Source organism: Oceanitalea stevensii (genome assembly GCF_014837105.1).
GTDB classification, from domain to species: Bacteria; Actinomycetota; Actinomycetes; order Actinomycetales; family Actinomycetaceae; genus Oceanitalea; species Oceanitalea stevensii.
In genome coordinates this window covers 13288-37238 of the sequence record NZ_JACSPO010000003.1, presented here as the reverse complement: position 1 = coordinate 37238, position 23951 = coordinate 13288, and the positions used below count along the sequence as shown (strand labels likewise).

Here is a 23951-nt window from a genome sequence, read left to right as displayed (position 1 = left end):
TGACGGCCGTGCCTGTCCAGCAAGGAAAGGCTGCCCTAAACCGCGGAATCGCGGTGAAAAGTGGGTGTCGAGGTCTCAGTCCGGCTTGCGCGCACGGGAGGGCTGCACCCGCGCCGGCTCGCCCGGCATCTTCGGGTACTCCGGCGGGTAGGGCAGGTCGCTGTGCCCCTCGGCCTCCTGCTTCGCGTAGAGCTCGAGGAGCGGGGTGAGGTCGTGGGCGACGTCGTCGATCTCGGCGTGGAGGTCCCCGAGCTCGGCGAAGCGGGCCGGCATGGTGCGGACGGTGAGGTCGCGGGGGTCGACGTCGGGCAGCTCGTCCCAGGTGAGCGGCGCGGAGACGGGCGCGTGGGCGATGGGCCGGATGCTGTAGGCGCTGGCGATCGTCCGGTCGCGGGCGTTCTGGTTGTAGTCGACGAAGATCGTCTCCCCGCGCTCCTCCTTCCACCAGTTCGTCGTCACCTTCCCGGGCATGCGGCGCTCGAGCTCGCGGCCGAAGGCGATCGCGGCGTGGCGCACCTGCGTGAAGTCCCACTGCGGCTCGATGCGGACGTAGATGTGGACCCCGCGGTTGCCGGAGGTCTTGGGGAAGCCCCGCCAGCCGAGCTCGGCGAGGTACTCGCGGGCGACGGCGGCGACCGCGACCGCGTCGGCGAAGTCGGTACCGGGCTGGGGGTCGAGGTCGATGCGCAGCTCGTCGGGGTGGTCGACGTCCTCGCGCCGCACCGGCCACGGGTGGAAGGTGATGGTCCCGAGGTTCACGGCCCAGGCGACGGCGGCGAGCTCGGTGGGGCACAGCTCGTCGGCGGTGCGGCCGCTCGGGAAGGCGATCTCGACCGTCTCGACCCAGTCCGGCACGCCCTTGGCGGGCACGCGCTTCTGGTAGAACGCGTCACCGTGCGGGTCGCTGCGGGTGGCCCGCTTCATCCCCTCGAGCACGCCCTTGGGCCAGCGCTCGAGGGTGACCGGCCGCTCGCGCAGCGCCCGCAGGATCCCGTCCCCGACGGCGAGGTAGTAGTCGACGACCTCGCGCTTGGTGATCCCCGGCTCGGGGAAGATGACGCGGTCCGAGCTCGTGATGCGCACGGGCCGTCCGGCCACGTCGATCTCGACGGCGGGGCTCTTCGTCGGTGCCATGGCCAGACGCTACCGCCCTGGGCTCCTGCGGCCCACCGTTCGGCCGCGAGTCACGCGGGACCCCCGGGCCCGCCGCCACCCGACCGCCGACGGGCTCGGGGGCGACGGCGTCGCGGACGAGGTTCTCCGGGTGCAACGGCCGACCACGCAGAGAGGCCCGCACTCCACCGAGTGCGGGCCTGCTCGCGGGGGTGACGACCGGCCGCTGGCTGCGGTCAGCGCGTCATCGGGTCACGGGGCGCGGCGGACGCCGAGGGTGTCGGTCCCGTCCCCGTTCCAGTCCCCGACGTAGACCTCGTCACCGCTGCGCCCGTAGGTCTGCACCAGGTCCGGGTCACCACCGGTGAGGCTGTTCTTCACGTGGTAGGTCGCCCCGCGACGCACCGCGAAGGTGTCCACCCGGTCACCGTCCCAGTCACCGGCGAGGACGGTGTCCCCCGCCCGGCCGTACGTGATGACCGCGTCGGCGTCGCCCGCCGTCACGCTGTTCTTCACGTGGTACGTCGCCCCGCGGCGCACGGCCAGGGTGTCCCCGCGCCGTCCGTCCCAGTCCCCCACGACGACGGCGTCATCCGCCTTGCCGTAGCGGACGACGACGTCGGCCGCCCCGCCGCTGATGGTGTTCTTCAGGTGGTACTCGTTGCCGCGCCGCACGGCCAGCGTGTCGATGCCGTCCCCGTCCCAGTCCCCGACGAGGACGACGTCCCCGGCGCGGCCGTAGGTGAAGGTGCGATCGGCGTCGCCGCCGCGCTGGGCGTCGGACACGTGGAACTCCCGGCCGCGGCGCAGGGTGATGGTGTCGGTGCCGTCCCCGTCCCAGTCCCCGATGAGGACCTCGTCGGTGAACCGGCCGTAGCGGAAGACGTGGTCGGCCCACGCGTCCCAGCCGTCGTTGAGGAAGAAGCCCGTGCGCGGGGTCGTCGGCTCACCGGGCTCCTCGGGCTCCTCGGGCATCCCCGGCACCTCGGGCTCCGGCTCCTCCGGCCAGCTCGGGGGGTTCTGGGCGCACGACTCGTCCCACTCGGTCTCCTCGCTGATGCCGGTGCACCGGAACAGCGAGGGGTTGATCTCCTCGGGCGACCGCCACGCCTGGGAGGCGTCCTCGTAGTCGGAGGCGAGGGCGAGGAGCTCCGCCTCGCTCCACGCGGTACCGAGGAAGACGATGTTGACCGGGCGGCGGTTGTTCTCCGCGTAGCCGGCGGGCACGCTCACGGAGGGGTAGCCCGCGCTCGCCCCCGTCCCGGTCGTCGCCGAGGCGGAGACGATCGCCTCGACGTCGGCCTCCTCGAGCACGGAGTCGATCGCCTCCCGCGACTCGCTCACGAGCTGGTCGCGCTGAGCGGTGTACTGCTCGTAGGTCGCCGGGTCCTCGAGGTCGACCTCCTGCGAGGCGAGGAGCAGCGTCTGGCCGAACTTCAGCGCGGCGCCCGCGTGCTCGTTGTTGTACTCGATGATGTCGCTCAAGGTCTTCATCGGGGCGTCCGCGGGCAGCCGGGACAGGTAGGCGTTGAGGTCCCGCTTGTACTCGCTGGTGAGGATGCTCCCGGCGGAAGATCGTCCGACCTGGACCGGCACGAGCGTGGCGCCCTGCTCCTCGAGCGTCTCCAGGGCGGCGGCGTAGACGGGGTCGGTGGACTCGACGTACCCGAGGCGCGCGCCCTCCAGGGCCGTCGTCGACAGCGACTCGGTGAAGTCGACACCGACGCTCGGGTTGTCCGCCGTCGCCGGGTCCTCCGGGTCGACGGTCACCATGCCGGTGAGCAGCGCGGCGGCGTCGTACACGCTGCGCGTCATCGGCCCGGCGGTGTCCTGCGTCGCGGAGATCGGCACGATGCCCGTCCTGCTGATGAGGCCGACGGTCGGCTTGATGCCGACGGTCGAGTTCGCCCGGGCGGGGCTGAGGATGGAGCCGGAGGTCTCGGTGCCGACGGTGACCGTGGCCAGCGCGGCGGCGGCCGCGGAGCCGGAGCCGGCACTGGAGCCGCTGGGGCTCTGGCTGGTGTCGTAGGGGTTGAGCACCTGGCCACCGAGGGAGCTGTACCCGCCCGGCATCCCGCTCGTCATGAAGTTGGCGAACTCGGTGAGGTTGACCTTGCCGAGGATGATGGCGCCGGACTCCTCAAGAGCGGCCGTCACCGGTGCGTCGGTGGCCGGGTAGGAGCTCGCCAGGGCCACCGATCCGGCGGTCGTCGCCATGCCGGCGACGTCGATGAGGTCCTTGAGCAGCACCGGGATGCCGTGGAGCGGCCCGTGCACGGTCCCGGCGGCGCGCTCGGCGTCGCGCTGCGCAGCCTGCTCGAGGGCGGCGGGGTTGATGGACCGCACCGCGTTGAGCGCCGGTCCGTCGATGCTCAGCGCCTCGATACGTTCGAGGTAGGCCCGGGTCAGCTGGACGGAGGTCAGCTCACCGGCGGCGAGCGCGGCCTGGATCTCCTCGATCCCCGCCGTGGCGAGGTCGAGGGGGATCTCCTCGTGGACCGACGTCGCGGCAGCGGCCGGGGTGGGGACGGCGAGGGCTCCCGTGACCGGTACTGCAGCGACGGAGCAGGCAGCGAGCGCGGCTGCTGACACACGCGTGACAGCCCGGCGTCTGCTCCATCGGTGGGACTGCGGTTCGACGCTCATCACACTTCTCCCAGTGTCGTCGGTCGCCACGCGCGACCGTTGACACGGAGCATGGCCAGCGACCGTTTCCGGCGTGTGAGCGCACGTTCCCACCACGTGACGAACTCGCTCCGCCCGACGCCGTCAGCGGTCGTAGGTGGTGCCGGGGACGTCCGGGACGGTGTGCCAGCCGCCGTCGGCAGCCGATGCCACGACCGCCTCCCCCACCGCCGCGGCGGCCCACCCGTCCGCCACGGACGGGGCACGCTGCTCGCCGGTGAGGACCGACCCGAGGAACAGGGCCGCCTCGACCGTCTTGAGGTCGTCGAAACCCATGCTCGTCCCCGCCCCGGGCTGGAAGCGGGCGAACTCGCCGTGCTCCGGGCCGGCCATGACGGTGCGGTAGCCGCCCCGCTCGTCGGCGACCCGCAGCTCGTTGAGCCGCTCGAAGCTCCACCGCACCGAGCCGCGCGTGCCGTAGACCTCGACGACATACTCCGCCCGCGGCCCGTGCGCGACGCGGCTCGCCTCGAGCGTCCCGACGGCGCCGGACCCGAACCGGACAAGCGCGGCGGCGTGGTCCTCGTTCTCCACCGCGCCGAGCTCCTCGCCGACCTCGTGGCCGCCGTGCCCCACGCCGAGCCTGGTCGGCACCGGGCGCTGGTCGATGAAGGTGCTCGTCGTCGCCGTCACCTCGGTGATGCGGCCGACGAGCTGCTGGACGAGGTCCGCGCCGTGGGAGAGCAGGTCCCCGACGACGCCCGCGCCGGCGAGCGCGCGCTCGTAGCGCCAGGTGAGCGGGGCGTCCGGGGAGGCGGCGTAGTCGGCGAGCAGCCAGGCCCGCACGGTGGTGACGCGGCCCAGCGCACCGGAACGGACGAGCCCGCGGGCGTGGGCGATCGCCGGCGCGTGGCGGTAGTTGAAGCCGACGGCGGTGACGAGGTTGCGTGCCGCCGCCGCCCGGGCGATGGCCTCGCTGTCCGCGACCCCGACGCCCATCGGCTTCTCGATCCAGAAGGGCGTGCCGGCGTCGGCCGCGGCGAGCGCGATCTCGCGGTGCAGGTGGTTGGGGGCGCAGATCGAGACGACGTCGACGTCCGGGCGGGCAAGCACCTCCCGCCAGGCGGCGGTCGCCTCGGCGAAGCCGAGATGGTCGACGGCGGCCTCCCTGGCCGCCTCGTGCGGGTCGGCGGCGACGACGAGCCTCGGGTCGACGCGCAGCTCGGGGTACCGCTCGGGGACGGCCCGGTAGCTGCGGGCGTGCAGCCGGCCCATCCAGCCCAGGCCGATGACGCCGATGCCGACGCGTCGTCGCGGTGCTCCCACGTGTTGCCCTCCTCGACACCTCGACGGTGAGGCCCCGTCCCGGGTGGTCGTGCGCCACCCATCCTGCCTGCGCCGTCGCCGTCAGGGAAGGGAGAGCTCCCGCAGCTGCCGACGTGAGGTGATCCCCAGCTTCGCGAAGATGTTGCGCAGGTGCGCCTCGATGGTGCGCGGGCTGAGGAACAGCTGGGCGCCGACCTCCCGCGACGTCGCGCCGGTGGCCACCAGCCGGGCGATGTGCAGCTCGTGGGGCGTGAGCGTGTCGGTCGGCTGGGTGGACCGCTTGCGCGGGTGCTCGCCGGTGGCCTGCAGCTCGCGGCCCGCGCGAGCGGCGAAGGCCTCGGCTCCCATCTCCGACAGGCTCTCGTGGGCGACCCGGAGCTGCTCGCGGGCGTCCTTGCGCCGACCCTCGCGGCGCAGCCACTCGCCGTAGACCAGGCGTGCCCGGGCGGTGTACGCGGCCATCCGGCAGCCCTGGAGGTGGTCGATCGCCTCGCGGTAGTGCTCCTCGGCCCGGGCGCCGGTGCTCGTCAGCGCTCTCGCGCACGCCGCCGTCCCCAGCGCCCACCGGGTGCCGCTCGCCGCGGCGCGGGAGGTGACCTGCTCGACCGCGGACGCGGCCAGCTCGGGTCGGCCCGCACGGGCGCACGCCTCGACGTACTCGGGGAGGCTGGCGCTGCTGAGCGCCAGCTCCGGCGACCCGCAGGCCCGGATCGCGGCCTCCTGCGCAGCCGGATAGTTGCCCAAGCCGTTGTGGAGGACCGCCAGGGCGTACTGCGCCTGGGCGGCGTCCGTGCTCCCGTCGGGGTAGGCAGCGTCCTCGGCGGTGCTGACGGTGAGGGCGGTGGTCGCGGCCTCGTCGCCCCGCCACGCTCCCAGGATGACCCGTGCGTGCGGGAGCTGCACACCACCGGTCGCCTCCGTGACCGCCGACGCCTCGGCGGCCAGCTCGGCCGCCCGGACGAGCTGGCCCATGAGGACCGAGGTGATCGACAGGAGGTTGAGGGCGGTGGGGAGCGTCGCGAGCGCCCCGGTGGCGCGCGCCCGCTGGACGTTGCGGGTGGCCAGGGCGTGGACGAGGTCGTCGTCGAGGAGCCCCACCGCGGTCCGGCCCGCGAGCCAGAGCCAGGCGTCGTCGTGGCGGCCAGGCTCGGAGGCGGTGTGGACGCCGTCCCGGAACGCCTCGAGGGCGTGCCGCAGCTGCGGCACGCCCGTGGCGTACCCCTGCGTCAGCGCCGTCGCGAGACCGTCGAGGAGGAGGTCCACCGGCCGGGCAGGGACCTGGGACGCGGGCGCGATGCGGACCGCCTCGGCGATGCCCACCGCGTCCCCGCCGTTGAGGATCGCCGCGTCGAGCGCGTGCAGGTGGGTCTCGCGGGACAGCGCGGGCTCGAGCGGCGCGAGCATGCGGGCTGCGTGCAGCAGCATGCCCGGCGCCTCACGGTCCCGTCGCAGATGGAACGCGACCTGGGCGCGCAACAGCTCGAGGCGGGCGCGCTCCGAGGCGTCCAGCGGTCCCGCCTCGGCGACCGTCACGAGCGCCAGTGCGGCCTCCGGCGCCCCGGCCTGGTACTTCGCGTGCGCCGCCTCCAGGGCTCGCCGTGCTCGCTGGGCGGGTTCGGGGGACAGCTCGGCGGCCTCCTGGAGGAAGGCGGCGGCGGCGGCCAGCCCGCCGCGGTCGCGTGCTCGGCCCGCCATGCGCTCCACCTCGCCGGCGACCTCCTCGTCGACGCCGAGCACCGCCCGCGCGCGGTGCCAGGCGAGCCGGTCGGGATCACGGGCGGGGTCGGTGGCGGAGGCCAGCGCACCGTGCGCACGACGACGGTCGGAGGGGGTGGCGACGCCGTACACGGCCGAGCGCGCGAGCGGGTGGCGGAACCGCACCCGGCTGTCGATCTCCAGCAGCCCGGCCGCCTCCGCCGACGCGGCGGCGTCGACAGCGATGCCCAGGTGGGCCGCCGCGCGCCACAGCAGGGACACCTCACCCGTGGGCTCGGCCGCCGCGACCAGCAGGAGCTGCTGCGTCTCGGCCGGCAGGCCGCTCGAGCGACGGCGGAAGCTCTCCTCCACACGGTGGGGAACGCCCGCGGGGTCGGGCAGGTCGAAGCCGCCCGCCAGCTGTGCGGGCGGCGCGCTCCGGGGCAGCTCCACCAGCGCCAGCGGGTTGCCCCGCGACTCGGCGAGGATCCGGTCACGGACCCCGGCGTCGAGCGGTGCGTGCACCCCGGAGCTCAGCAGGGCGCGTGCCTCGTCGTCGCTGAGCGCTCCCACGCGCAGCTCGGGCAGGCCGACGAACGCGCGGGCCGCCGGGCCGTCACGCACCGCGACGAGCATGGCCACCCGCTCGGCCGCCAGACGCCGCGCGACGAACGCCAGCACCTGTGCCGACGCCTCGTCGAGCCACTGGGCGTCGTCGACGAGGCACACCAACGGCCTCTCCTCGGCGACCTCGGCGACGAGGTTGAGCACCGCCAGGCCGACGAGGAAGCGGTCCGGGGCGGCACCGGTGTGCTGACCGAACGCCACCTCGAGGGCGGTCCGCTGCGGCGCGGGCAGCGCACCGACCTCGCTCAGCAGGGGCGCACACAGCTGGTGCAGGCCGGCGAAGGCGAACTGTGCCTCCGCCTCCACCCCCACCAGGGTCTCCACCCGGAACTCCGGGCCGGCCGCGGTGCGGGCGTGCTCGAGCAGGGCGGTCTTCCCGATCCCGGCCTCGCCACGGACGACGAGCGTCGCGCTGCGTCCGGACCTCGCCTGCGCGAGGAGCTGCTCGACCGCGTCGCGTTCCGCGCGCCGACCCACGAGGTGCACCAGGTTCGGCCCCCATCCGAGTCCGACTGAGTCCGCCCGCACCGAGCTACGTGTCTCCTACCGACGCGAACACTACCCGTCGAGCCCGTCGGTGCGGGCCGGAACGGTGGCAGGACCGGCCCGACGCCGCAGGTGGACGCGGTGCGGGCCCCGTTCCGGCGCGGTCCGCCGGGGGCTGCGCCAGGCGGCGCGACGGCGGTGGGTACCACCGACGCGAACGCACCAGCGGCGGTGCGAATCTCCAGCTACACCCACCAGACCCAGGAGGTTCACCATCATGGAACACCAGCTCACCGACCGGACGGCCGCGTCGACCACCCGCGGCTCACTCGGGGGTCCCGCACCCGGGCCCGTCGTCGAGGTCGAGGCACTGAACGTCGACTACGGCGACTTCCGCGCGGTCAAGGGCCTGTCCTTCCAGGTGCAGCGCGGAGAGCTGTACGCCCTGCTCGGCACGAACGGGGCGGGCAAGACCTCGGCGCTGGAGGTGATCGAGGGACACCGCACGCCCTCCTCGGGCACGGTGCGGGTGTTCGGCAAGAGCCCCACGGACCGGGCCGCGGTGCGTCCCCGGATGGGGATCATGCTCCAGGAGAGCGGCTTTGCCGCCGACCTCACGGTCGCCGAGTCGGTCCGGCTGATCGGCCGGCTCACCGGCCGCTCGGACACGGTCGAACGGGTGCTCGGCGCCGTCGACCTCACCCGCAAGGCCGACACCCGCGTGGAGCAGCTGTCCGGGGGCGAGAAGCGACGTCTCGACTTCGCCACCGCGGTCTACGGACAGCCCGAGCTCATCATCCTCGACGAGCCCACCACCGGCCTGGACATCCAGTCCCGCGACGCCCTCTGGGACGTCGTCGAAGGGCTCCGGCAGGACGGCTCGACCATCATCCTCACCACTCACTACCTCGAGGAGGCGCAGCAGCGCGCCGACCGCATCGGCCTCATGCACCAGGGCACCTTCCGCCACCAGGGCACCGTCGCCGACCTCACCCGCACCCTGCCGGCGTCGATCAGGTTCACCCTTCCCCCCGGCACCCCGACCCCGCCGCTGGCCACCGCCCCGGCGCACGACGCGGCCTACCAGCTCGAGACCTACCAGCTGCAGCGAGAGCTCAAGCGGCTCCTCGACTGGGCCGACACCAACGGCGTCGAGCTGCTCGACCTGTCGGCCGCACCCACCCGCCTCGACGACGTCTTCCGCGCCATCGACACCGCGCCCGTCCGCTCCTGACCCCGCCACACCGACAAGGACCCACTCATGTTGACCATCGCCCGCAGCGAGCTCATCCAGCTCAGCCGCGACAAGACCGCGCTGTTCACCAGCCTGCTCATGCCGCTGGCCGCCAGCATCTTCTTCATCTACAACCGTGACCTGTTCGCCGGCGCAGGCGCGTACGGCTACATCGCCGTCCTGCTCATCTTCACCCTCGCCGGGTTCAGTCTCTACGCCACCGTGGTGACCACCCTCGCCGCCCGACGGCAGAACCTCTTCCTCAAGCGGCTGCGGTCCACCGCCGCCAGCGACTCGGCCATCGTGTCGGGGCTGGTGCTCCCGATCACCGTCATCTCCCTCGTCCAGGTGAGCCTCATCCTCGTGGCGTTCGCCGTCGTCAGCGATGTGCCGGCCAACGTCGCGCTCCTCGTGGTGGCGATCGCTGCGTCGTTCGCCATGATGCTCGCGCTCGGGATGGCCACCGCCGGGGTGACGAGCTCCTCCGAGCGGGCCCAGATCACCACGCTGCCGGTCAGCCTGGGCATCGTGGCGGTCGCCATCTGGGTCGGTGTCACGGGCGCCGAGGACCTGTCGCTGCTCAAGCGGCTGCTCCCGGGCGGGGCCGCGACCGAGCTGGTCGTCCAGGCCTGGAACGGCGGTACCCCGATCGCCGACTCGCTCCTCCTGCTCGCCCCCACCCTCGCCTGGGTCTGGGTCGCGGTCGCGCTGGCCGTCCGGTTCTTCCGCTGGGAGCCGCGCCGATGAGCGCCGTACCGACCGGTAGCCGGCGGGGGACGCCCGTCCCGGCCGACCGGACGCTGGCGGAGGACCTGCTCCTCGTGCTGTTCCAGCCCGGGTCGGGGACCATCGCCGGCGAGACCACCCTGTCCTACGTGCTCGCCGGCGCGGTCCTCGCCGAGCTCGGGCTGGGCGGGCACGTCCGCGCCGCGGCGGGACGGCTGGGCTCCACGACCGTGTCCGCCGTCCCGCACCGTCCGCCGGCGGACCACCTGCTGCGCGACAGCTGGGAGTACGTCTCCGACAGGGCCCGCGGGGTGCAGACGGTCCTGCCGGCGACCGGACCCACGCTGCGGGAGCCGCTGCTGGACCGTCTGGTGGAGCGCGGTGACCTGCGCCGGAGCACCCGCAGGGCGCTCGGGCTGTTCTCGGTCACGACACTCGAGGAGGGCACCACGGGCCGCCGGCCGGCGCTGCTCGCCGACCTCCGCGCCGTGCTGGTCGACGGCGGGGAGCCGTCCCCGCGTGTCGCCGCGCTCGCCGCCCTGCTCCACGCCAGCGGCGCCCTGCCCCAGCTCCACCCGGACATCCCCTGGACCTCCCCGGTGATCACCCGCGCGGAAGCACTCCAGGACGGCCAGTGGGAGGCCGGTGCGGCGGCCGAGGCGGTGGGCCGGACCGTGATGGCCTACCTCGTCTCCGTCACCGCTGCAGCGTCGCGCCCGTAGCGGGGGCGCTCGCTCAGCCGGGCGGGACGGCCACCCGGCGGCCGCTGGACAACGACTCGATGCCGGCGGCGGCGACGACGGTGGCGCGGTGGCCGTCCTCCGCGGAGGCGCCTGTCGCTCCCCCGCGGCCGGCGGCGGCGACCCAGGCGGCGAGCTCAGCGCGGTAGGCCTCGGCGAAACGCTCCCGGAAGTCCGCCGCCACGACGACGCCGGCCCGGCCGTCGCGTGCCACGTCCAGCCGGGCCGGTGGGCGCAGGCTCACCGCGCCCTCGGTCCCGACGACCTCGCAGCGCACGTCGTACCCGTACCGCACGCTGAGGGACACCTCGACCGTCGCGAGCACCCGTCCGAGCTCGACGACGGCGAGCTGCGGCTCGCGCAGCCCCTCCGACCGCGGGGAGCGCACCTCGATGCCCGTCACCGGCAGCCCGGTGAGCCACGGGAGGATGTCGAGCTCGTGGACCATCGAGTTCCCCACGACGCCCTCGGTCGTCGCGTCCGGGTGCGGGGAGGCGTTGCGGTGGACGCAGTGGACGAGCACCGGCTCACCGACCCGGCCGCCGAGCACGGCCTCCCGCAGCTCGAGGTAGCCGGGGTCGAAGCGGCGCATGAAGCCCACGGTGACCAGCCGCCGCCCGGCCGCCTCCTCCGCCGCCACGACCTGCGCCGTCTCCGCCACGCTGACGCCCAGCGGCTTCTCGCACAGCACGGGCTTGCCGGTCGCGAGGCAGGCGAGGGTGAGCGGCGCGTGCGTGCGGTCCGGCGAGGCGACGACCACGGCGTCGACGTCCGCGTCGGCGACGAGCCCCTCGGCGCTGCCGGCCACCCGGGCCCCCACGGACGCCGCCACCTCCCCCGCCCGGTGCGCGTCGACGTCGTGCACCGCGACCACCTGCGCGCCGGGGACGTGCTCGCTCAGCGCGAGCACGTGCTCGGCGCCCATGGCGCCGAGCCCCACGACCCCGACGCGCAGCGGCTCAGCCTGCGACATCCTCGTCGGCGGCCTGCTCCTCGAGCTGGCTGCCGTACTCCTCGGCGTTCTCCTGGGTGACGACGGTGACGCCGGTGTCGACGCGCTCCTCGATCGTGCCGCCCTCGAGCAGCTCGACCGCCAGCTCCACGCTCGTGCGGCCCATGTCGTAGGAGTTCTGCGCGATGCTCGCGTCCAGCTCCCCGGCCGTCATCGAGGCGACCGCGTCGCTCGTGCCGTCCACGCCGATGACGAGGATGTCCTCCATCGTGACGCCGGCGGACTTGATCGCCTCGAGCGCACCGAGGGCCATGTCGTCGTTCGCGGCGAAGACGATGGAGACGTCGGGGTTGGACTGGAGGATGTCGGCCATGACCGAGCGGCCCTCGGCACGGTCGGAGTTGGCGGCGAGGTCGGCGACCACCTCGATGCCGCTGTCGGCGATCGTTTCCAGCGCGCCGTCGATGCGGGAGTCGGTCGACGGGTTGCCCGGCACGCCGCGGATGACGGCGATGGAGCCGGTGTCCGTCTGCTCGAGGATGTACTCCCCCGCCGTGACACCCGCCTGGTAGTTGTCCGTGCCGACGAAGGTCTCCTTGCCGTCCCAGCCCTCGATGTCGGTGTCCACGAGCAGCACGGGGATGTCCGCGGCGACGGCCTGCTCGAGGATCGGCTGGAGCTGCTCCGCCTGCGTCGGGGCGACGACGAGCGCGTCGACCTGCTGGGTGATCGCGGCACGGACCTTGTCGATCTGCTCCTGGACCTGGGTCTCGGCGGTGGCGCCGGCGAGGGTGACCTCCACGCCCGCGGCCTCCCCGCCGTCCTCCACGCCGCCGGCCACCTGGAGCCAGAACGGCGAGGAGAGCGTCTTGAGGACGACGGCGACGGTGTACTCCTCCCCGCCGTCACCTCCACCGTCGCCGGTCCCGCCCCCGCCGTCGTCCCCGCCGCACGCGGCGAGGACGAGGGAGCCGGTGAGTGCTGCCGCGCCGAGCGCGGCCGTGCGTCGGGTGAGCCTCATTGCTGGTGTCCCTTCGTGGCGGCGCCCTCGGTGGCGCCGACGATCATCGCGACCATGTCCTGCGCCGTCTCCGGGGAGGGACGCGTGCTGCCGACGACGCGGCCCTGCCGCATGACGACGGCGTTGTCGCACACCTGGACGACGTGGTCCATGTTGTGCGAGATGAGGATGATGGAGATCCCGTGCTCCTCGGGCAGCCGCCGGATGACGTCGAGGACGTTGCGGGTCTCCCGCACCCCGAGCGCCGCCGTCGGCTCGTCGAGGATGAGCACCCGGCGGGCGAAGGCCACGGCCCGGGCGACGGCGATGGCCTGGCGCTGCCCGCCGGACATGAGGCCGACGTGCCCCTTGAGGTCGGGCAGGTGGACCTGGAGCGTCCTCAGCCGCTCCTCGACGTCCCGGCGCATCGCCTTGCGGTCGAGCCAGCCGAAGCCGCGCCAGCCGCGCGGCTTCGTCAGCTCCTGCCCGACGTAGAGGTTGGTGGCGACGTCGAGGTTGTCGAAGAGCGCGAGGTCCTGGTAGACCGCCTCGATGCCGTGGTTGCGGGCCCCGGTGGGGCTGGTGACCGCCACCCGCTCGCCGTCGAGGAGGATCTCGCCCTCGTCGAGCTGGTGGACGCCGGTGACGGCCTTGATGAGCGTCGACTTGCCGGCGCCGTTGTCGCCGAGCAGGCCGAGCACCTCCCCGCGGTGGACGGCGAGGTCGACGCCGGCCAGCGCGGTGACCGCGCCGAAGCGCTTGACGGCGCCGCGCACCTCGAGGACCGGCACGGTGCCGGGAGCCCGCTCCGTCGTCGTCGTCATGTGCCCGCCTCCGTCTCCTCGGTCCGGACCACCCGCAGCCGCGTCTCCAGCCGGGAGCGGACGACGTCGAGCTCGACGGCGATGACGACGGCGGTGCCCAGGGCGACGTACTGCCAGCTGCTCTGGACGTTCATGAGGTTGAGGCCGTTCTGGATGACCCCGAGGATGAGCGCGCCGACGAGGGTGCCGACGACGGTGCCGCGGCCGCCGAAGAAGCTCGCCCCGCCGATGATGACGGCGGCGATCGCGGACAGCTCCATGAGGTTGCCGGCCGTGGGGTAGGCGGAGTTCGTCTGGCCGGAGACGACGATCGCGGCGGTTCCCGCGCACATCCCGCTGAACACGTAGACGGAGATGAGCACCCTGTCCACGGGCACGCCCACGCGCCGCGCCGCCTCGCGGTTGCCGCCGATGGCGTAGATCCACTGGCCCCACGTGATGCGGCGCAGCAGGACGTAGACGAGGAGGGCGAGCACGGCGACGAGGACGACGGCGTAGGGCAGGTAGCCGATGCGCCCCGAGCCGATGAGGTTGACGGCGTCGGGCATCCCGGTGATGGGCTGTCCCCCGCTGACGATGAGCGCGACGCCGCGCGCGACCATGAGCATCGCGAGGGTGGGCAGGAAGGGGTGGGGCAGCTTGCCCTTGACGAAGAGCGTGCCGTTGACCCCGCCCGCCAGGCCTCCGGCCAGGATCATCGTCGGGATGACGAGCCAGCCGGAGACGAGGTCGAGCTCCCGGATCCACAGGGCACCGAAGATGCTCGACATCGCGATGACCGAGCCCTGCGACAGGTCGATGCCCGCGGTGACGATGACGAGGAGCTGACCGAGCGCGAGGATCGCGACGACGGACGCCTCCAGGCCGACGTTGCCGAGGTTGACCGGCGAGAGGAACAGCGGGTTGAGCACCGCGAGGACCGCCATGATGATGGCGAGCAGGAGCACCGGCCCGAGCCGCACGACGGTGAGGGCGGCGTGCAGGCCCCGGCTCTGCTGTCCGGGGCGCCCCGAGGCGGGGCCGCCCGGTGGCGCGGCTTCGCGGTCAGCAACGGCCGTCATCGGCAGTCCCCTCGTCGGTCCAGGGGCAGGTGACCGCCCCGTCGCGCCCAGTGTGGTGCCGGCCACACCCACTGTCAAGGATTGTCCGGACAATCCGACATCGCGGCGTGTCGCCGACGGCGGCGGCTACCCGGCGAGCGCGCGCAGGTGCTCGAGCGAGCGGCGCACGTCCTCGAGCGGGCCGGTGCCCTCCGGCGGCTCGCCGGTGAGGACGGTGTCCTGCTCGAGGACGTACCACCCGTCGAAGCCGGCGGCGTCGAGGGCCGCGACGATGGCGGCGAAGTCGACGTCGCCCGTCCCGACCGGGGTGTAGATGCCCTGCCGGACGGCGTCGGTGTAGGTCGTCTCCCCGCGCTGGACGCGCAGGGCGAGGTCCAGGCGCACGTCCTTGACGTGGACGTGGTTGATGCGGGCGGCGTGCTCGGCCGCGAGCGCCACCGGGTCGGTGCCGCCGATGAGGAGGTGGCCGGTGTCGAGGCACAGCGGGACGACGGAGCCCGCGAGGACGCGGCGGACCTCCTCCTCGCGCTCGACCATCGTCCCCACGTGCGGGTGGAGGCTGGCGCGCACGCCCCGGGAGGCGGCGAGCTCGGTGAGACGGTCGAGGTTGCGCAGCAGGGTGGCCCAGCCGGCGTCGTCGAGCTCCGGGCGCTCGTCGTAGCCGTCCTGGCCCGAGGCGGCGGACAGGACGAGGACGTCCCCGCCGGCGGCCTCGAAGCTGTCGAGCTCACGGTCCACCTCGGGGACCGGGTCGTGGTGGGGGTCGTGGAGGACCACGGGGACGAAGGCGCCGACGGCGGCGAGCCCGTAGGGCGTGAGCGCCTGCGCCCGCTCGGCGGGGGCCTCGGGCAGCCAGCCCTGGGGGCCGAACTCCGTCGCGGTGAGGCCGAGCCCGGCCATCTCGGTGAGCACGCGGTCCGGGCTCAGCTGGTGTCCCCAGCCGGGGACCTCGCACACGCCCCAGCTGATGGGCGCTCCGGCGATCCTCATGGGTGGCTCCTCGCGGTGGTCGGCAGCAGGACGCGCTCACCGGTGGTGGCGCTGCGGGTGGCGGCGTCGGCCAGGACGAGGGCGGCGCGGCCGTCCTCGATCGTCGGGGACGGTGCGCGTCCGGTGCGCACGGCGTCCACGAAGTGGCTGAGCTCGTCGCGGTAGGCGGTCGCGTACCGGTCGAGGAAGAAGCCGAGGTAGGGCCCCGCCGCGCCCGCGTGGGTGGCCGACGAGTGGCGCACCGAGCCGGCGGTCTGGTTGAGCGCCTCCAGCGACCCGAGCGGGCCGAAGGCCTCGAGGCGCTGGTCGTAGCCGGTGGCGCAGTGGCGGGAGTTGACGATCGTCGCCACGGCGCCGCTGGCCGCGACGAGCGTCGTGACGGCGCCGTCGAAGTCCTCGAGGTGCGCGTACGCGGGGTCGAGGCGCTGGCCGACGGCGCTCACCTCGACGATGTCCCCGAGGAAGAAGCGCGCGGTGTCGAGGTCGTGGATCGTCATGTCGCGGAAGATGCCCCCGGAGACGGCGACGTACGCGGGCGACGGCGGGGCGGGGTCGCGGCTGACGATCGTCAGCTGCTCGAGCGGCCCGATCTCCCCCTGCTGCACGCGGGCGTGGATCTCGGCGAAGCTCGGGTCGAAGCGGCGGTTGAAGCCGACCATCACCCGGTGCTCGTGACCGGCGATCGCGGCGATGCACTCCTCGACCCGGGCGAGGTCGAGGTCGACGGGCTTCTCGCAGAGCACCGCCTTGCCGGCGCGGACCGCGCCGACGAGGTGCTCCACGTGCAGGGGCGTGGGCGAGCCGATGATGACGGCGTCGACGTCGTCGGCGTCGTAGACCTCGGCGAGGTCGTGGGTGGCGCGCGCGCCGTGCGCGGCGGCGAGCTGCTCGGCGGCGTTGCCGACGGGGTCGTGGATCAGACGCAGCTCTGCGTCGGGGTGGCGCGCGACGGTCGCGGCGTGGACGGCGCCGATGCGGCCCGCGCCGATGACGGCGATCCTCACCATGGGGGTGGGTCCTCTCGAGGTCAGTCGGTGGTGGAGGGGAAGCTCATCGACGCCTGCACGGGACGGTCCACGTGGGGCCAGCGGCTGGTGACGACCTTGTTCCGGGTGTAGAAGCGCACGCCCTCGGGTCCGTGGGCGTGGTGCTCCCCGAAGAGCGAATCCTTCCACCCCCCGAAGGAGTAGTACGCCACCGGGGTGGGGATCGGGACGTTGACGCCGACCATCCCGGCCTGCACCTCGTGGGTGAAGCGGCGGGCGTACTCCCCGGAGGCGGTGAAGATCGCGGCGCCGTTGCCGTAGGGGGAGGAGTTGACGAGCGCGAGGGCCTCCTCGAAGGTGTCCGTGCGCACGACCGTGAGGAGCGGGCCGAAGACCTCCTCGCGGTAGGCCCCGGCGTCCAGGCTCACCCGGTCCAGGACGGTGGGGCCGACGAAGTAGCCCTGCTCGTGGCCCTCGACGGTGAGCCCGCGCCCGTCGACGACCGGCTCGGCGCCGGCCTCGATCGCCTCGGTGGCGTAACGGATGACGCGCTCGCGCGCCTCGGCGGTGATGACCGGGCCCATCGCGACGCCGTCGCGGTCCCCGGGGCCGACGACGATCTGCTCCGCCTCCCGGCGCAGCGCCGCGACGAGGAGGTCCCCGGCCTCCCCGACGGCCACGGCCGCGGGCACCGCCATGCAGCGCTCCCCCGCCGAGCCGAAGGCGCCGGAGGCGATCTGCGCGGCGGCGTACTCGATGTCGCCGTCGGGCATGACGATGGCGTGGTTGTTGGCCCCGCCCAGGGCCTGGACGCGCTTGCCGCGGGCGGCGCCGCGCTCGCGGACGTACCGGGCCACGGGGGTGGAGCCGACGAAGGAGACGGCGGCGATGCCGGGGTGGTCGAGGATCGCGTCGACGGCAGCCTTGTCGCCGTGGACGACGCTGAACACGCCGTCGGGCAGGCCCGCCTCGCGGTAGAGCTCGGCGACGAGGTTCGCGGCGGAGGGATCGCGCTCGGAGGGCTTGAGGATGAAGGCGTTGCCGGTGGCGATCGCGATGGGGTGCATCCACATCGGGACCATGACGGGGAAGTTGAAGGGCGTGATCCCGGCGACGACGCCGAGCGGCTGGCGCAGGGAGTGGACGTCCACGCCGGTGGAGGCGTCGGCGGTGTACTCCCCCTTGCTCGCCTGGTTGATCCCGCACGCGAAGTCGAGGGTCTCCCGACCGCGACCCACCTCCCCGCGCGCGTCGTCGAGCGTCTTGCCGTGCTCGGCCGTGACGAGCCGGGCGAGGTCGTCGGTGTGCCGGACGACGAGCTCGCGCATCCGGAACATGATCTCGGTGCGCCGCGCCAGCGAGGTGGCGCCCCACTCACGCTGCGCCGCGGCGGCCGTCCGCACGGCCTCGTCGACGACGGCGGCGTCCGCGCGCGCGAGGCGGCCGCTCACCTCCCCGGTGGCGGGGTCGTGGACGGGGGTGGCCGCCTCGGTGCCGCCCTCGTAGGGCGCACCGGCGATCCAGTGGTGGATGGTCCTCATCGCTTCCTCTCCTCCCGGCGGGCGGTCACAGGTAGGGCCGCTGGTCGCGCCGGGCACGCTCGTACTCGAGGCGGGCGCGGCGGGTGCTGTCCAGGCGGGCGGTCTCGGCCACGGGCACGTCCCACCAGGCCGACGACGGCGGGTTGGGGCCCTGGAGATCGGTCTCGATGACGATCGCCGTCGTCTCCCGCGCCGCCGCGGCGACGGCGTAGGCCTCGCGGAACTCGGCGACCGACCGCGGCTCGAGGACCTCGATGCCGTAGCTGCGGAGGTTGGCCGCAAGGTCGACGGGGAGCGGCTCGCCGTCGAGCATCCCGGTGCCGGGGTCGCGGCGGCGGTAGGCGGTGGCGAAGCGCTGGGAGCCGTGGGACTCGGAGAGCGCGCCGATCGAGGCCCAGCCGTGGTTCTCGAGGACGACGACGACGATCTTCAGCCCCTCGGCGACGATGGTCGCGAGCTCCTGCGGGGCCATCTGGTAGCTGCCGTCCCCGACGAGGGCGACGACCTCGCTGTCGGGCCGCGCCAGCTTGACCCCCATGGCGGCGGGGATCTCGTAGCCCATGCAGGAGTAGCCGTACTCGAGGTGGTACTGGACGGGGGTGCGGGCCCGCCACAGTGCCTGGAGGTCACCGGGCATGGAGCCGGCGGCGTTGACGAGGACGTCCTCGTCCCCCATGAGCGCGTTGAGTGCGCCGAAGACCTCGGTCTGGGCGGGCAGCGGGCCGTGGCCGCGGTGGTAGCACTCCTCGGTGACGCGGGCCCAGTCCGCGACGAGCCCGGTGACCTCCCGGGAGTAGGCCTCGTCGACGCGGTGTCCTGCGAGCGCCTCGCGCAGCGCGTCCAGCCCGGCGCGCGCGTCGGTGACGACCATCTCGGCGCCGTGCTTCGCGGCGTCGAAGGCCTTGACGTTGAGGTTGACGAAGCGCACGCCGGGGTGGCGGAAGGCGGTGCGCGACGCCGTCGTGAAGTCGGTGTAGCGGGTGCCGACGCCGATGACGACGTCGGCCTCCGCGGCGAGCGCGTTGGCGGCGGCGCTGCCGGTGGACCCCACCCCGCCCGCCGCGCAGGGGTGCTCCCAGCTGAGCGCGCCCTTGCCGGCCTGGGTGTCGACGACGGGGATCCCGGTGGCGTCGGCCAGCGCGGCGAGCGCCGCGCTCGCCTCGGAGTAGACGACCCCGCCGCCGGCGACGAGGAGCGGCCGCCTGGCGCCGCGGATCACGGCGGCGGCGCGCTCGAGCGCCGCCTGCTCGGGGACCGGGCGGGGCACGTGCCACACGCGGCGGGCGAAGAGCTCGGCGGGCCAGTCGTGGGCCTCGGCCTGGACGTCCTGCGGGAGGCAGACGGTGACGGCGCCGGTCTCGGCGGGGTCGGTGAGGACCCGCATCGCGGCCAGCAGGCTGGCGGGCAGCTGCTCGGGGCGGTGGACGCGGTCGAAGAAGCGGGAGACCGGACGGAAGGCGTCGTTGACCGAGACGTCGAGGTGCTGCTCGTTCTCCAGCTGCTGGAGCACGGGGTCGGGGCTGCGGGTGGCGAAGGTGTCGGACGGGAGGAGGAGGACGGGGATGCGGTCGATCGTCGCGAGCGCCGCGCCGGTGACCATGTTCGTCGAGCCGGGCCCGATCGAGGCGACGCAGGCGAGGGTCTGCAGCCGGTTGGCCGTGCGGGCGTAGCCGACCGCCGTGTGGACCATGTTCTGCTCGTTACGCGCCTGGTAGAGGCGCAGGTGCTCCTCGCCCGCCGCCGGGTCGAGCTCGTTCTCCAGGAGGGCCTGGCCCACCCCGGCGACGTTGCCGTGGCCGAAGATCCCCATCACCCCGGCGAACAGGCGCCGCTCCACGCCGTCGCGCTCGGTGTACTGCACGGACAGGAAGCGCACGAGCGCCTGGGCCACGGTGAGGCGCACGGTGCGCGGCGTCGTCGTCTCGGTCATGTCGGGCCCCCCTGCTCGACGGGACGGGTCATGGGCAGGCGCGGGTCGACGTCCTGGTCCTCCCAGGTGCCGCGGACCCAGGTGTGCGCCGGGTCGTCGGTCATCAGCCAGGTGCGGTCCTCCGCGGGGCCGGCCATGACGTTGAGGTAGTAGAGGTCGTAGCCCGGCGCGGCCATCGAGGGGCCGTGGTAGCCGTGCGGGACGAGGACGGCGTCCCCGGAGCGCACCTCGACGAGGAGGTCGAGGGGCCGGCCGGTGGTGCCGTAGGTGCGGTGGTAGGCGACGCCGGGGCCGGAGGGCCCGGGGCGGACCGCGAAGTAGTAGATCTCCTCGAGCTCCCGCTCGACCTCGCTGTGCTCGTCGTGCTTGTGCGGCGGGTAGGAGGACCAGTTCCCACCCGGGGTGAGGACCTCGCACACGAGGAGCCGGTCGGTCCCGAGCCCGCCGGCCATCGCGTAGTCGTTGACCTGGCGGGAGGCCCGCCCGGCCCCGCGCAGCTCGGTCCGCACGCCGTCGGCGCCCTGGTAGGCGACGGGCCGACGGCGGGTGGCGCGCGCCGTCGGGAGCGCAAGGGTCGCACCGCCCACGGAGGTGACGGTGACGGTGGTGCCGACGGGCACGTAGAGGGAGTCGGTGACGGCGGTGAAGACGTCGGGGCGGCCGGCGAGCGGGAAGGTGGCGCCCTCGACCTCGACGGCGCAGGAGCCGGACAGCGGCAGGACGACCATCTCGTCCGGCCCGGTGTCCAGCGTCTCGCCGGCGCCCGGGGCGAGCTCGAGGACCTTGAGGCCGCTGAAGCGCCACCCGGCACGCTCGGGGGTGACGTCGAGGGCGTAGGCGCCGCCGGCGGTGTCGCCGGCGCGCAGGACGAGGTCGCTCACAGGAGTGCCACCGCCCGGTCGACGGCGCCCTCGACGTCGTCGTCGTGGGGGTAGAGGAGGGCGCGGCCGATGACGAGCCCCTCGATGCCGGGCAGCCGCAGCGCCTGCGCCCAGCCGGCGGCGGTGGCCTCGGCGTCCTCGCTCACCTCACCACCGAGGATGAGCGCCGGGAGGGTCGAGGCGGCGGCGACGGCCTCCATGTCCGGCACGAGCGGGAGCTTGAGCCAGGTGCGCGCGGAGGTCCCGCCGAGGCCCGCGGCGATCGCGACCGAGGTGACGACGGCCTCGGTGGTGAGGACGTTGACCGCCCGGCCGTCCTCGCGGCGGGAGAGGAAGGGCTCGACGATCGCGGTGAGGCCGGCGGCGGCGAGCTCGTCGACGGCGCGGGCGGTGCTCTCCACGGTGCGCAGGGAGCCGGGGTCCTCGAGGTCCACGCGCATGAGCACCTTCCCGCCGTCGAGGCCCGACGCCGCGACGGCGCGGGCGGTGTACCCGGTGAAGCGGTCGTCCATCTCGAAGCGCGAGCCGCGCAGGCCGCCGCGGTTCATCGAGCCGTAGACGAGCTTGCCGTCCAGGGCGCCCATGAGCGTGAGGTCCTCGACGACGTCGGCGGTGCCGAGGAAGCCGTGGACGCCCGGGCGGGCCAGGGCCGCGGCGCAGCGCCGGAGCAGCTCGCGCCGGTCCCCCATCGCCATCGCGGAGCTGCCGGCGGCGAGGGAGCCGCGGGCGGGGTGGTCGGCGGCGATGACCATGAGCTTGGTGCCCGGCTCGGGCAGGCGGCCGCGGGGACGGTCCGCCAGCGCCCGGGCGATCCGCCCGGGCTCGTGCAGGCGCACGTGCCGGATCTCCTCAACGCTGAGCACGTGCCCGCCTCTCGACGTCCTGCGGGCGGGCGCCGTGGTCGAGGACCTCGAGCAGCTCCTCCTCGGTGGGCATCGCGGTGGAGCACTCGAGCCGCGCGGCGACGATGGCCCCGGCGGCGCTCGCGGACGCGATGGTGCGGCCCAGGGACCAGCCGGCGAGCAGGCCGTGGCACAGGGAGCCGCCGAAGGCGTCCCCGGCGCCGAGGCCGTTGACCACCTCCGTGGGGGTCGGCGGGACCTCGACGCGCTCCTCGCGGGTCTTGGCCAGCGTCCCGAGCGGCCCCTGCTTGACGACGGCGAGCTCGACGCCCGCCTCGAGCAGCGCGTCCGCGGCGCGGTCCGGGTCGCTCTCCCCGACCGCCACCTCGCACTCCTCCCGGTTCCCGACGGCGACGGTGACTCCCGGCAGGAACTCGCGGACCGCCGTCGTCGTCTCCTCGCGGGAGGACCAGAACATCGGGCGGTAGTCCAGGTCGAGGACGGTGAGCGGGCGGCGGGCGCGCGCCTCCAGGGCGGTGTGGTGGGCGGCGCGGGAGGGCTCCTCGCACAGGCCGGTGACGGTGAACCACATGACCCCGGCGCCACGGACGGCGTCGACGGGCACGTCCTCGGGGCGCACCTGCAGGTCCGGGGCGCTGGGCTCGCGGTAGAAGTAGAGCGGGAAGTGGTCCGGCGGGAAGATCTCGCAGAGCGTGATCGGGGTGTGGAGGGTCGGGTCGGTGACGACGAACGCGTCGCTCACCCCGAGCCGGACCATCTCGCGGCGCACGTAGCGCCCGAAGGGGTCGTCGCCCACGCCCGTGACGGTGGCGGCGCTGCGCCCGAGGCGGGCGGCCGCGACGGCGACGTTGGTGGGGCTGCCCCCGAGGAACTTGCCGAAGGTCGCGACGTCCTCGAGGCCCATCCCCGTCGTCAGGGGGTAGATGTCGACACCGCTGCGTCCGAAGGTGAGGACCTCCGGTGGCGCCGAGCTCGTCATCGCACTCTCCTCATCTCGCGCCGCGCTCCTGTGCGCGGCCCGTGGACGCCTCGATTCTTCCCCAGCCCTCCCGTCCGGTCAACCGTTTGTCGTGACAAACTGATGTCCCGTCCCAGAGCCCTTCCGAGTGGCAAGATGTGTTGTCCCGACAACTCCCCCGTCCCCTGCTCGCCGGCGGCGGAGCTGTTGCGGACAGCCCACCCCACGACCACCTCGTCGCCGATCCAAGGACGGACACATGACGCCGCCGGAGATGTACCGCCCACAGGTGCACCTGGACCGCGCGAGCCCGGTGCCGCTCTACCACCAGATCTCCTCGGTGGTGCAGGAGGCGATCGTCTCGGGCGAGCTGCCGCCGCACACGCGGATCGAGAACGAGCTCGCGCTGGCCGACCGGCTCCAGGTCTCGCGGCCCACCGCGAGGCGGGCCCTGCAGGAGCTCGTCGACAAGGGGATGCTCGTGCGCAAGCGCGGGGTGGGCACGGAGGTGGCGCCCGAGCTCATCCGCCGCTCCGTGGAGCTCACCAGCCTCCACGACGACCTCGCGGCGGCCGGCCGTGAGCCGCGCACCGAGGTCCTCGAGCACGAGCTGCGTCCCGCCGACGACGAGATCGCCGGGCGGCTGCAGATCGAGGTGGGGACCGACGTCGTCGTCGTCCGGCGCCTGCGCTACGCCGACGGCGAGCCGCTCGCCCTCATGACGAACTACGTGCGGGCCGAGCTCGCGCCCTCCCGCGCGGACCTCGAGCGGGCCGGCCTGTACGCCGCCCTGCGTGAGCGGGGGGTGCGGCTGCGGCTGGCCCACCAGACGATCGGCGCCCGGCAGGCCACGGCCGCGGAGGCACGGACCCTCATGGAGCCGGCCCGAGCTGCGGTGCTCACGATGGAGCGGCTGGCGATCGCGGACAGCGACACGGTCGTCGAGTTCGGGCGTCACATCTACCGCGCCTCCCGCTACACCTTCCAGACCACCCTCCTCGCTCGGTAGCCTCGCCCACCTCCTCGCCCCCTCCCCCCCACCGCCGACAGCTGACTTGTTACTGCCGCCGCCCGCCGGGAGCCGCGACCGTCAGGAACAACTCAGCTGTCGGCGACAAGGAGGTGGGGGTGGGACGCCGCGAGGCACCCCTCGCCCACTCCCTCCCCCCCCTCCGCCGACAGCTGACTTGTTACTGCCGCGGCCCACCGAGAGCCGCGATTCTCTGGAACAACTCAGCTGTCGGCGACAAGGAGGTGGGGGTGGGACGCCGCGAGGCACCCCTCGCCCCTCCCCCCACCGCCGACAGCTGAGTTGTTACTGCCGCGGCCCCCGAGAGCCGCGATCCTCTGGAACAACTCAGCTGTCGGCGACAAGGAGGTGGGGGTGTCGCCG

19 protein-coding genes are annotated in these 23951 nt (G+C 74.0%); 4 read left to right on the top strand and 15 right to left on the bottom strand.

Going from position 1 to position 23951, the window contains the following annotated elements; genetic code table 11:
- Window positions 1-75: 75 nt before the first annotated feature.
- The 4 genes from ligD to H9624_RS07720 form a co-directional block, all read right to left on the bottom strand.
- Window positions 76-1134, bottom strand: coding sequence for a non-homologous end-joining DNA ligase (ligD, locus tag H9624_RS07735; RefSeq protein ID WP_251839321.1), 1059 nt, complete (start codon window positions 1132-1134; stop codon window positions 76-78).
- 231 nt (window positions 1135-1365) lie between these two features.
- The gene (locus H9624_RS07730) at window positions 1366-3705 is read right to left on the bottom strand and encodes an amidase family protein (RefSeq protein ID WP_251839320.1); all 2340 of its coding nucleotides are present in this window, start codon (window positions 3703-3705) and stop codon (window positions 1366-1368) included.
- 177 nt (window positions 3706-3882) lie between these two features.
- Window positions 3883-5064: a Gfo/Idh/MocA family protein gene (locus H9624_RS07725; protein WP_307784944.1), complete on the bottom strand. Its 1182-nt coding sequence runs from the start codon at window positions 5062-5064 to the stop codon at window positions 3883-3885.
- 81 nt (window positions 5065-5145) lie between these two features.
- Window positions 5146-7863: an ATP-binding protein gene (locus H9624_RS07720; RefSeq protein ID WP_251839319.1), complete on the bottom strand. Its 2718-nt coding sequence runs from the start codon at window positions 7861-7863 to the stop codon at window positions 5146-5148.
- Between the two features lie 286 nt (window positions 7864-8149).
- Between H9624_RS07720 and H9624_RS07715 the strand changes: the two genes are divergently transcribed.
- The 3 genes from H9624_RS07715 to H9624_RS07705 are packed head-to-tail and all read left to right on the top strand — an operon-like array spanning window position 8150 to window position 10554.
- Window positions 8150-9106 (top strand): ABC transporter ATP-binding protein, encoded by a 957-nt coding sequence (locus H9624_RS07715; RefSeq protein ID WP_251839318.1) that lies wholly within the window; start codon window positions 8150-8152, stop codon window positions 9104-9106.
- 27 nt (window positions 9107-9133) lie between these two features.
- Window positions 9134-9853, top strand: a complete 720-nt coding sequence (locus H9624_RS07710; RefSeq protein WP_251839317.1) for an ABC transporter permease — start codon at window positions 9134-9136, stop codon at window positions 9851-9853.
- Window positions 9850-10554: a GOLPH3/VPS74 family protein gene (locus tag H9624_RS07705; RefSeq protein WP_251839316.1), complete on the top strand. Its 705-nt coding sequence runs from the start codon at window positions 9850-9852 to the stop codon at window positions 10552-10554. The genes H9624_RS07710 and H9624_RS07705 overlap by 4 nt, the downstream gene beginning before the upstream one ends.
- Before the next feature lie 13 nt (window positions 10555-10567).
- Here H9624_RS07705 and H9624_RS07700 read toward each other — a convergent pair whose 3' ends face one another.
- From H9624_RS07700 to iolC, 11 genes are all read right to left on the bottom strand, one after another.
- Window positions 10568-11545 carry a Gfo/Idh/MocA family oxidoreductase gene (locus H9624_RS07700; RefSeq protein WP_251839315.1) on the bottom strand — a complete coding sequence of 326 codons (978 nt, stop codon included), beginning with the start codon at window positions 11543-11545 and terminating at the stop codon, window positions 10568-10570.
- The gene (locus tag H9624_RS07695; protein ID WP_251839314.1) at window positions 11532-12545 is read right to left on the bottom strand and encodes a sugar ABC transporter substrate-binding protein; all 1014 of its coding nucleotides are present in this window, start codon (window positions 12543-12545) and stop codon (window positions 11532-11534) included. The genes H9624_RS07700 and H9624_RS07695 overlap by 14 nt, the downstream gene beginning before the upstream one ends.
- The gene (locus tag H9624_RS07690; RefSeq protein ID WP_251839313.1) at window positions 12542-13348 is read right to left on the bottom strand and encodes an ATP-binding cassette domain-containing protein; all 807 of its coding nucleotides are present in this window, start codon (window positions 13346-13348) and stop codon (window positions 12542-12544) included. Before H9624_RS07690 ends, H9624_RS07695 begins: the two co-directional genes overlap by 4 nt.
- Entirely contained in the window at window positions 13345-14409 is a 1065-nt protein-coding gene (locus tag H9624_RS07685; RefSeq protein ID WP_251839312.1) for an ABC transporter permease, read from the bottom strand. The genes H9624_RS07690 and H9624_RS07685 overlap by 4 nt, the downstream gene beginning before the upstream one ends.
- 126 nt (window positions 14410-14535) lie before the next feature.
- On the bottom strand, window positions 14536-15399 hold the full coding sequence (locus tag H9624_RS07680) for a TIM barrel protein (protein ID WP_251839311.1): 864 nt from the start codon (window positions 15397-15399) through the stop codon (window positions 14536-14538).
- Window positions 15396-16406, bottom strand: a complete 1011-nt coding sequence (gene iolG, locus H9624_RS07675) for an inositol 2-dehydrogenase (protein ID WP_251839310.1) — start codon at window positions 16404-16406, stop codon at window positions 15396-15398. Before iolG ends, H9624_RS07680 begins: the two co-directional genes overlap by 4 nt.
- Before the next feature lie 20 nt (window positions 16407-16426).
- Window positions 16427-17926, bottom strand: a complete 1500-nt coding sequence (locus H9624_RS07670; protein ID WP_251839309.1) for a CoA-acylating methylmalonate-semialdehyde dehydrogenase — start codon at window positions 17924-17926, stop codon at window positions 16427-16429.
- A 25-nt stretch (window positions 17927-17951) separates the two neighbouring features.
- A complete protein-coding gene (iolD, locus tag H9624_RS07665; protein ID WP_251839308.1) occupies window positions 17952-19856 on the bottom strand; it encodes a 3D-(3,5/4)-trihydroxycyclohexane-1,2-dione acylhydrolase (decyclizing) in 1905 nt (634 codons plus the stop codon).
- Window positions 19853-20737, bottom strand: a complete 885-nt coding sequence (gene iolB / locus H9624_RS07660) for a 5-deoxy-glucuronate isomerase (RefSeq protein ID WP_251839307.1) — start codon at window positions 20735-20737, stop codon at window positions 19853-19855. The genes iolD and iolB overlap by 4 nt, the downstream gene beginning before the upstream one ends.
- Window positions 20734-21600, bottom strand: a complete 867-nt coding sequence (locus tag H9624_RS07655; RefSeq protein ID WP_251839306.1) for a Cgl0159 family (beta/alpha)8-fold protein — start codon at window positions 21598-21600, stop codon at window positions 20734-20736. Before H9624_RS07655 ends, iolB begins: the two co-directional genes overlap by 4 nt.
- Window positions 21587-22579: a 5-dehydro-2-deoxygluconokinase gene (gene iolC / locus H9624_RS07650; protein ID WP_251839305.1), complete on the bottom strand. Its 993-nt coding sequence runs from the start codon at window positions 22577-22579 to the stop codon at window positions 21587-21589. Before iolC ends, H9624_RS07655 begins: the two co-directional genes overlap by 14 nt.
- 238 nt (window positions 22580-22817) lie before the next feature.
- On the opposite strand from iolC, the gene H9624_RS07645 reads away from it, so the two are divergent.
- Window positions 22818-23567, top strand: coding sequence for a GntR family transcriptional regulator (locus tag H9624_RS07645; RefSeq protein WP_251839304.1), 750 nt, complete (start codon window positions 22818-22820; stop codon window positions 23565-23567).
- Window positions 23568-23951 lie beyond the last annotated feature (384 nt).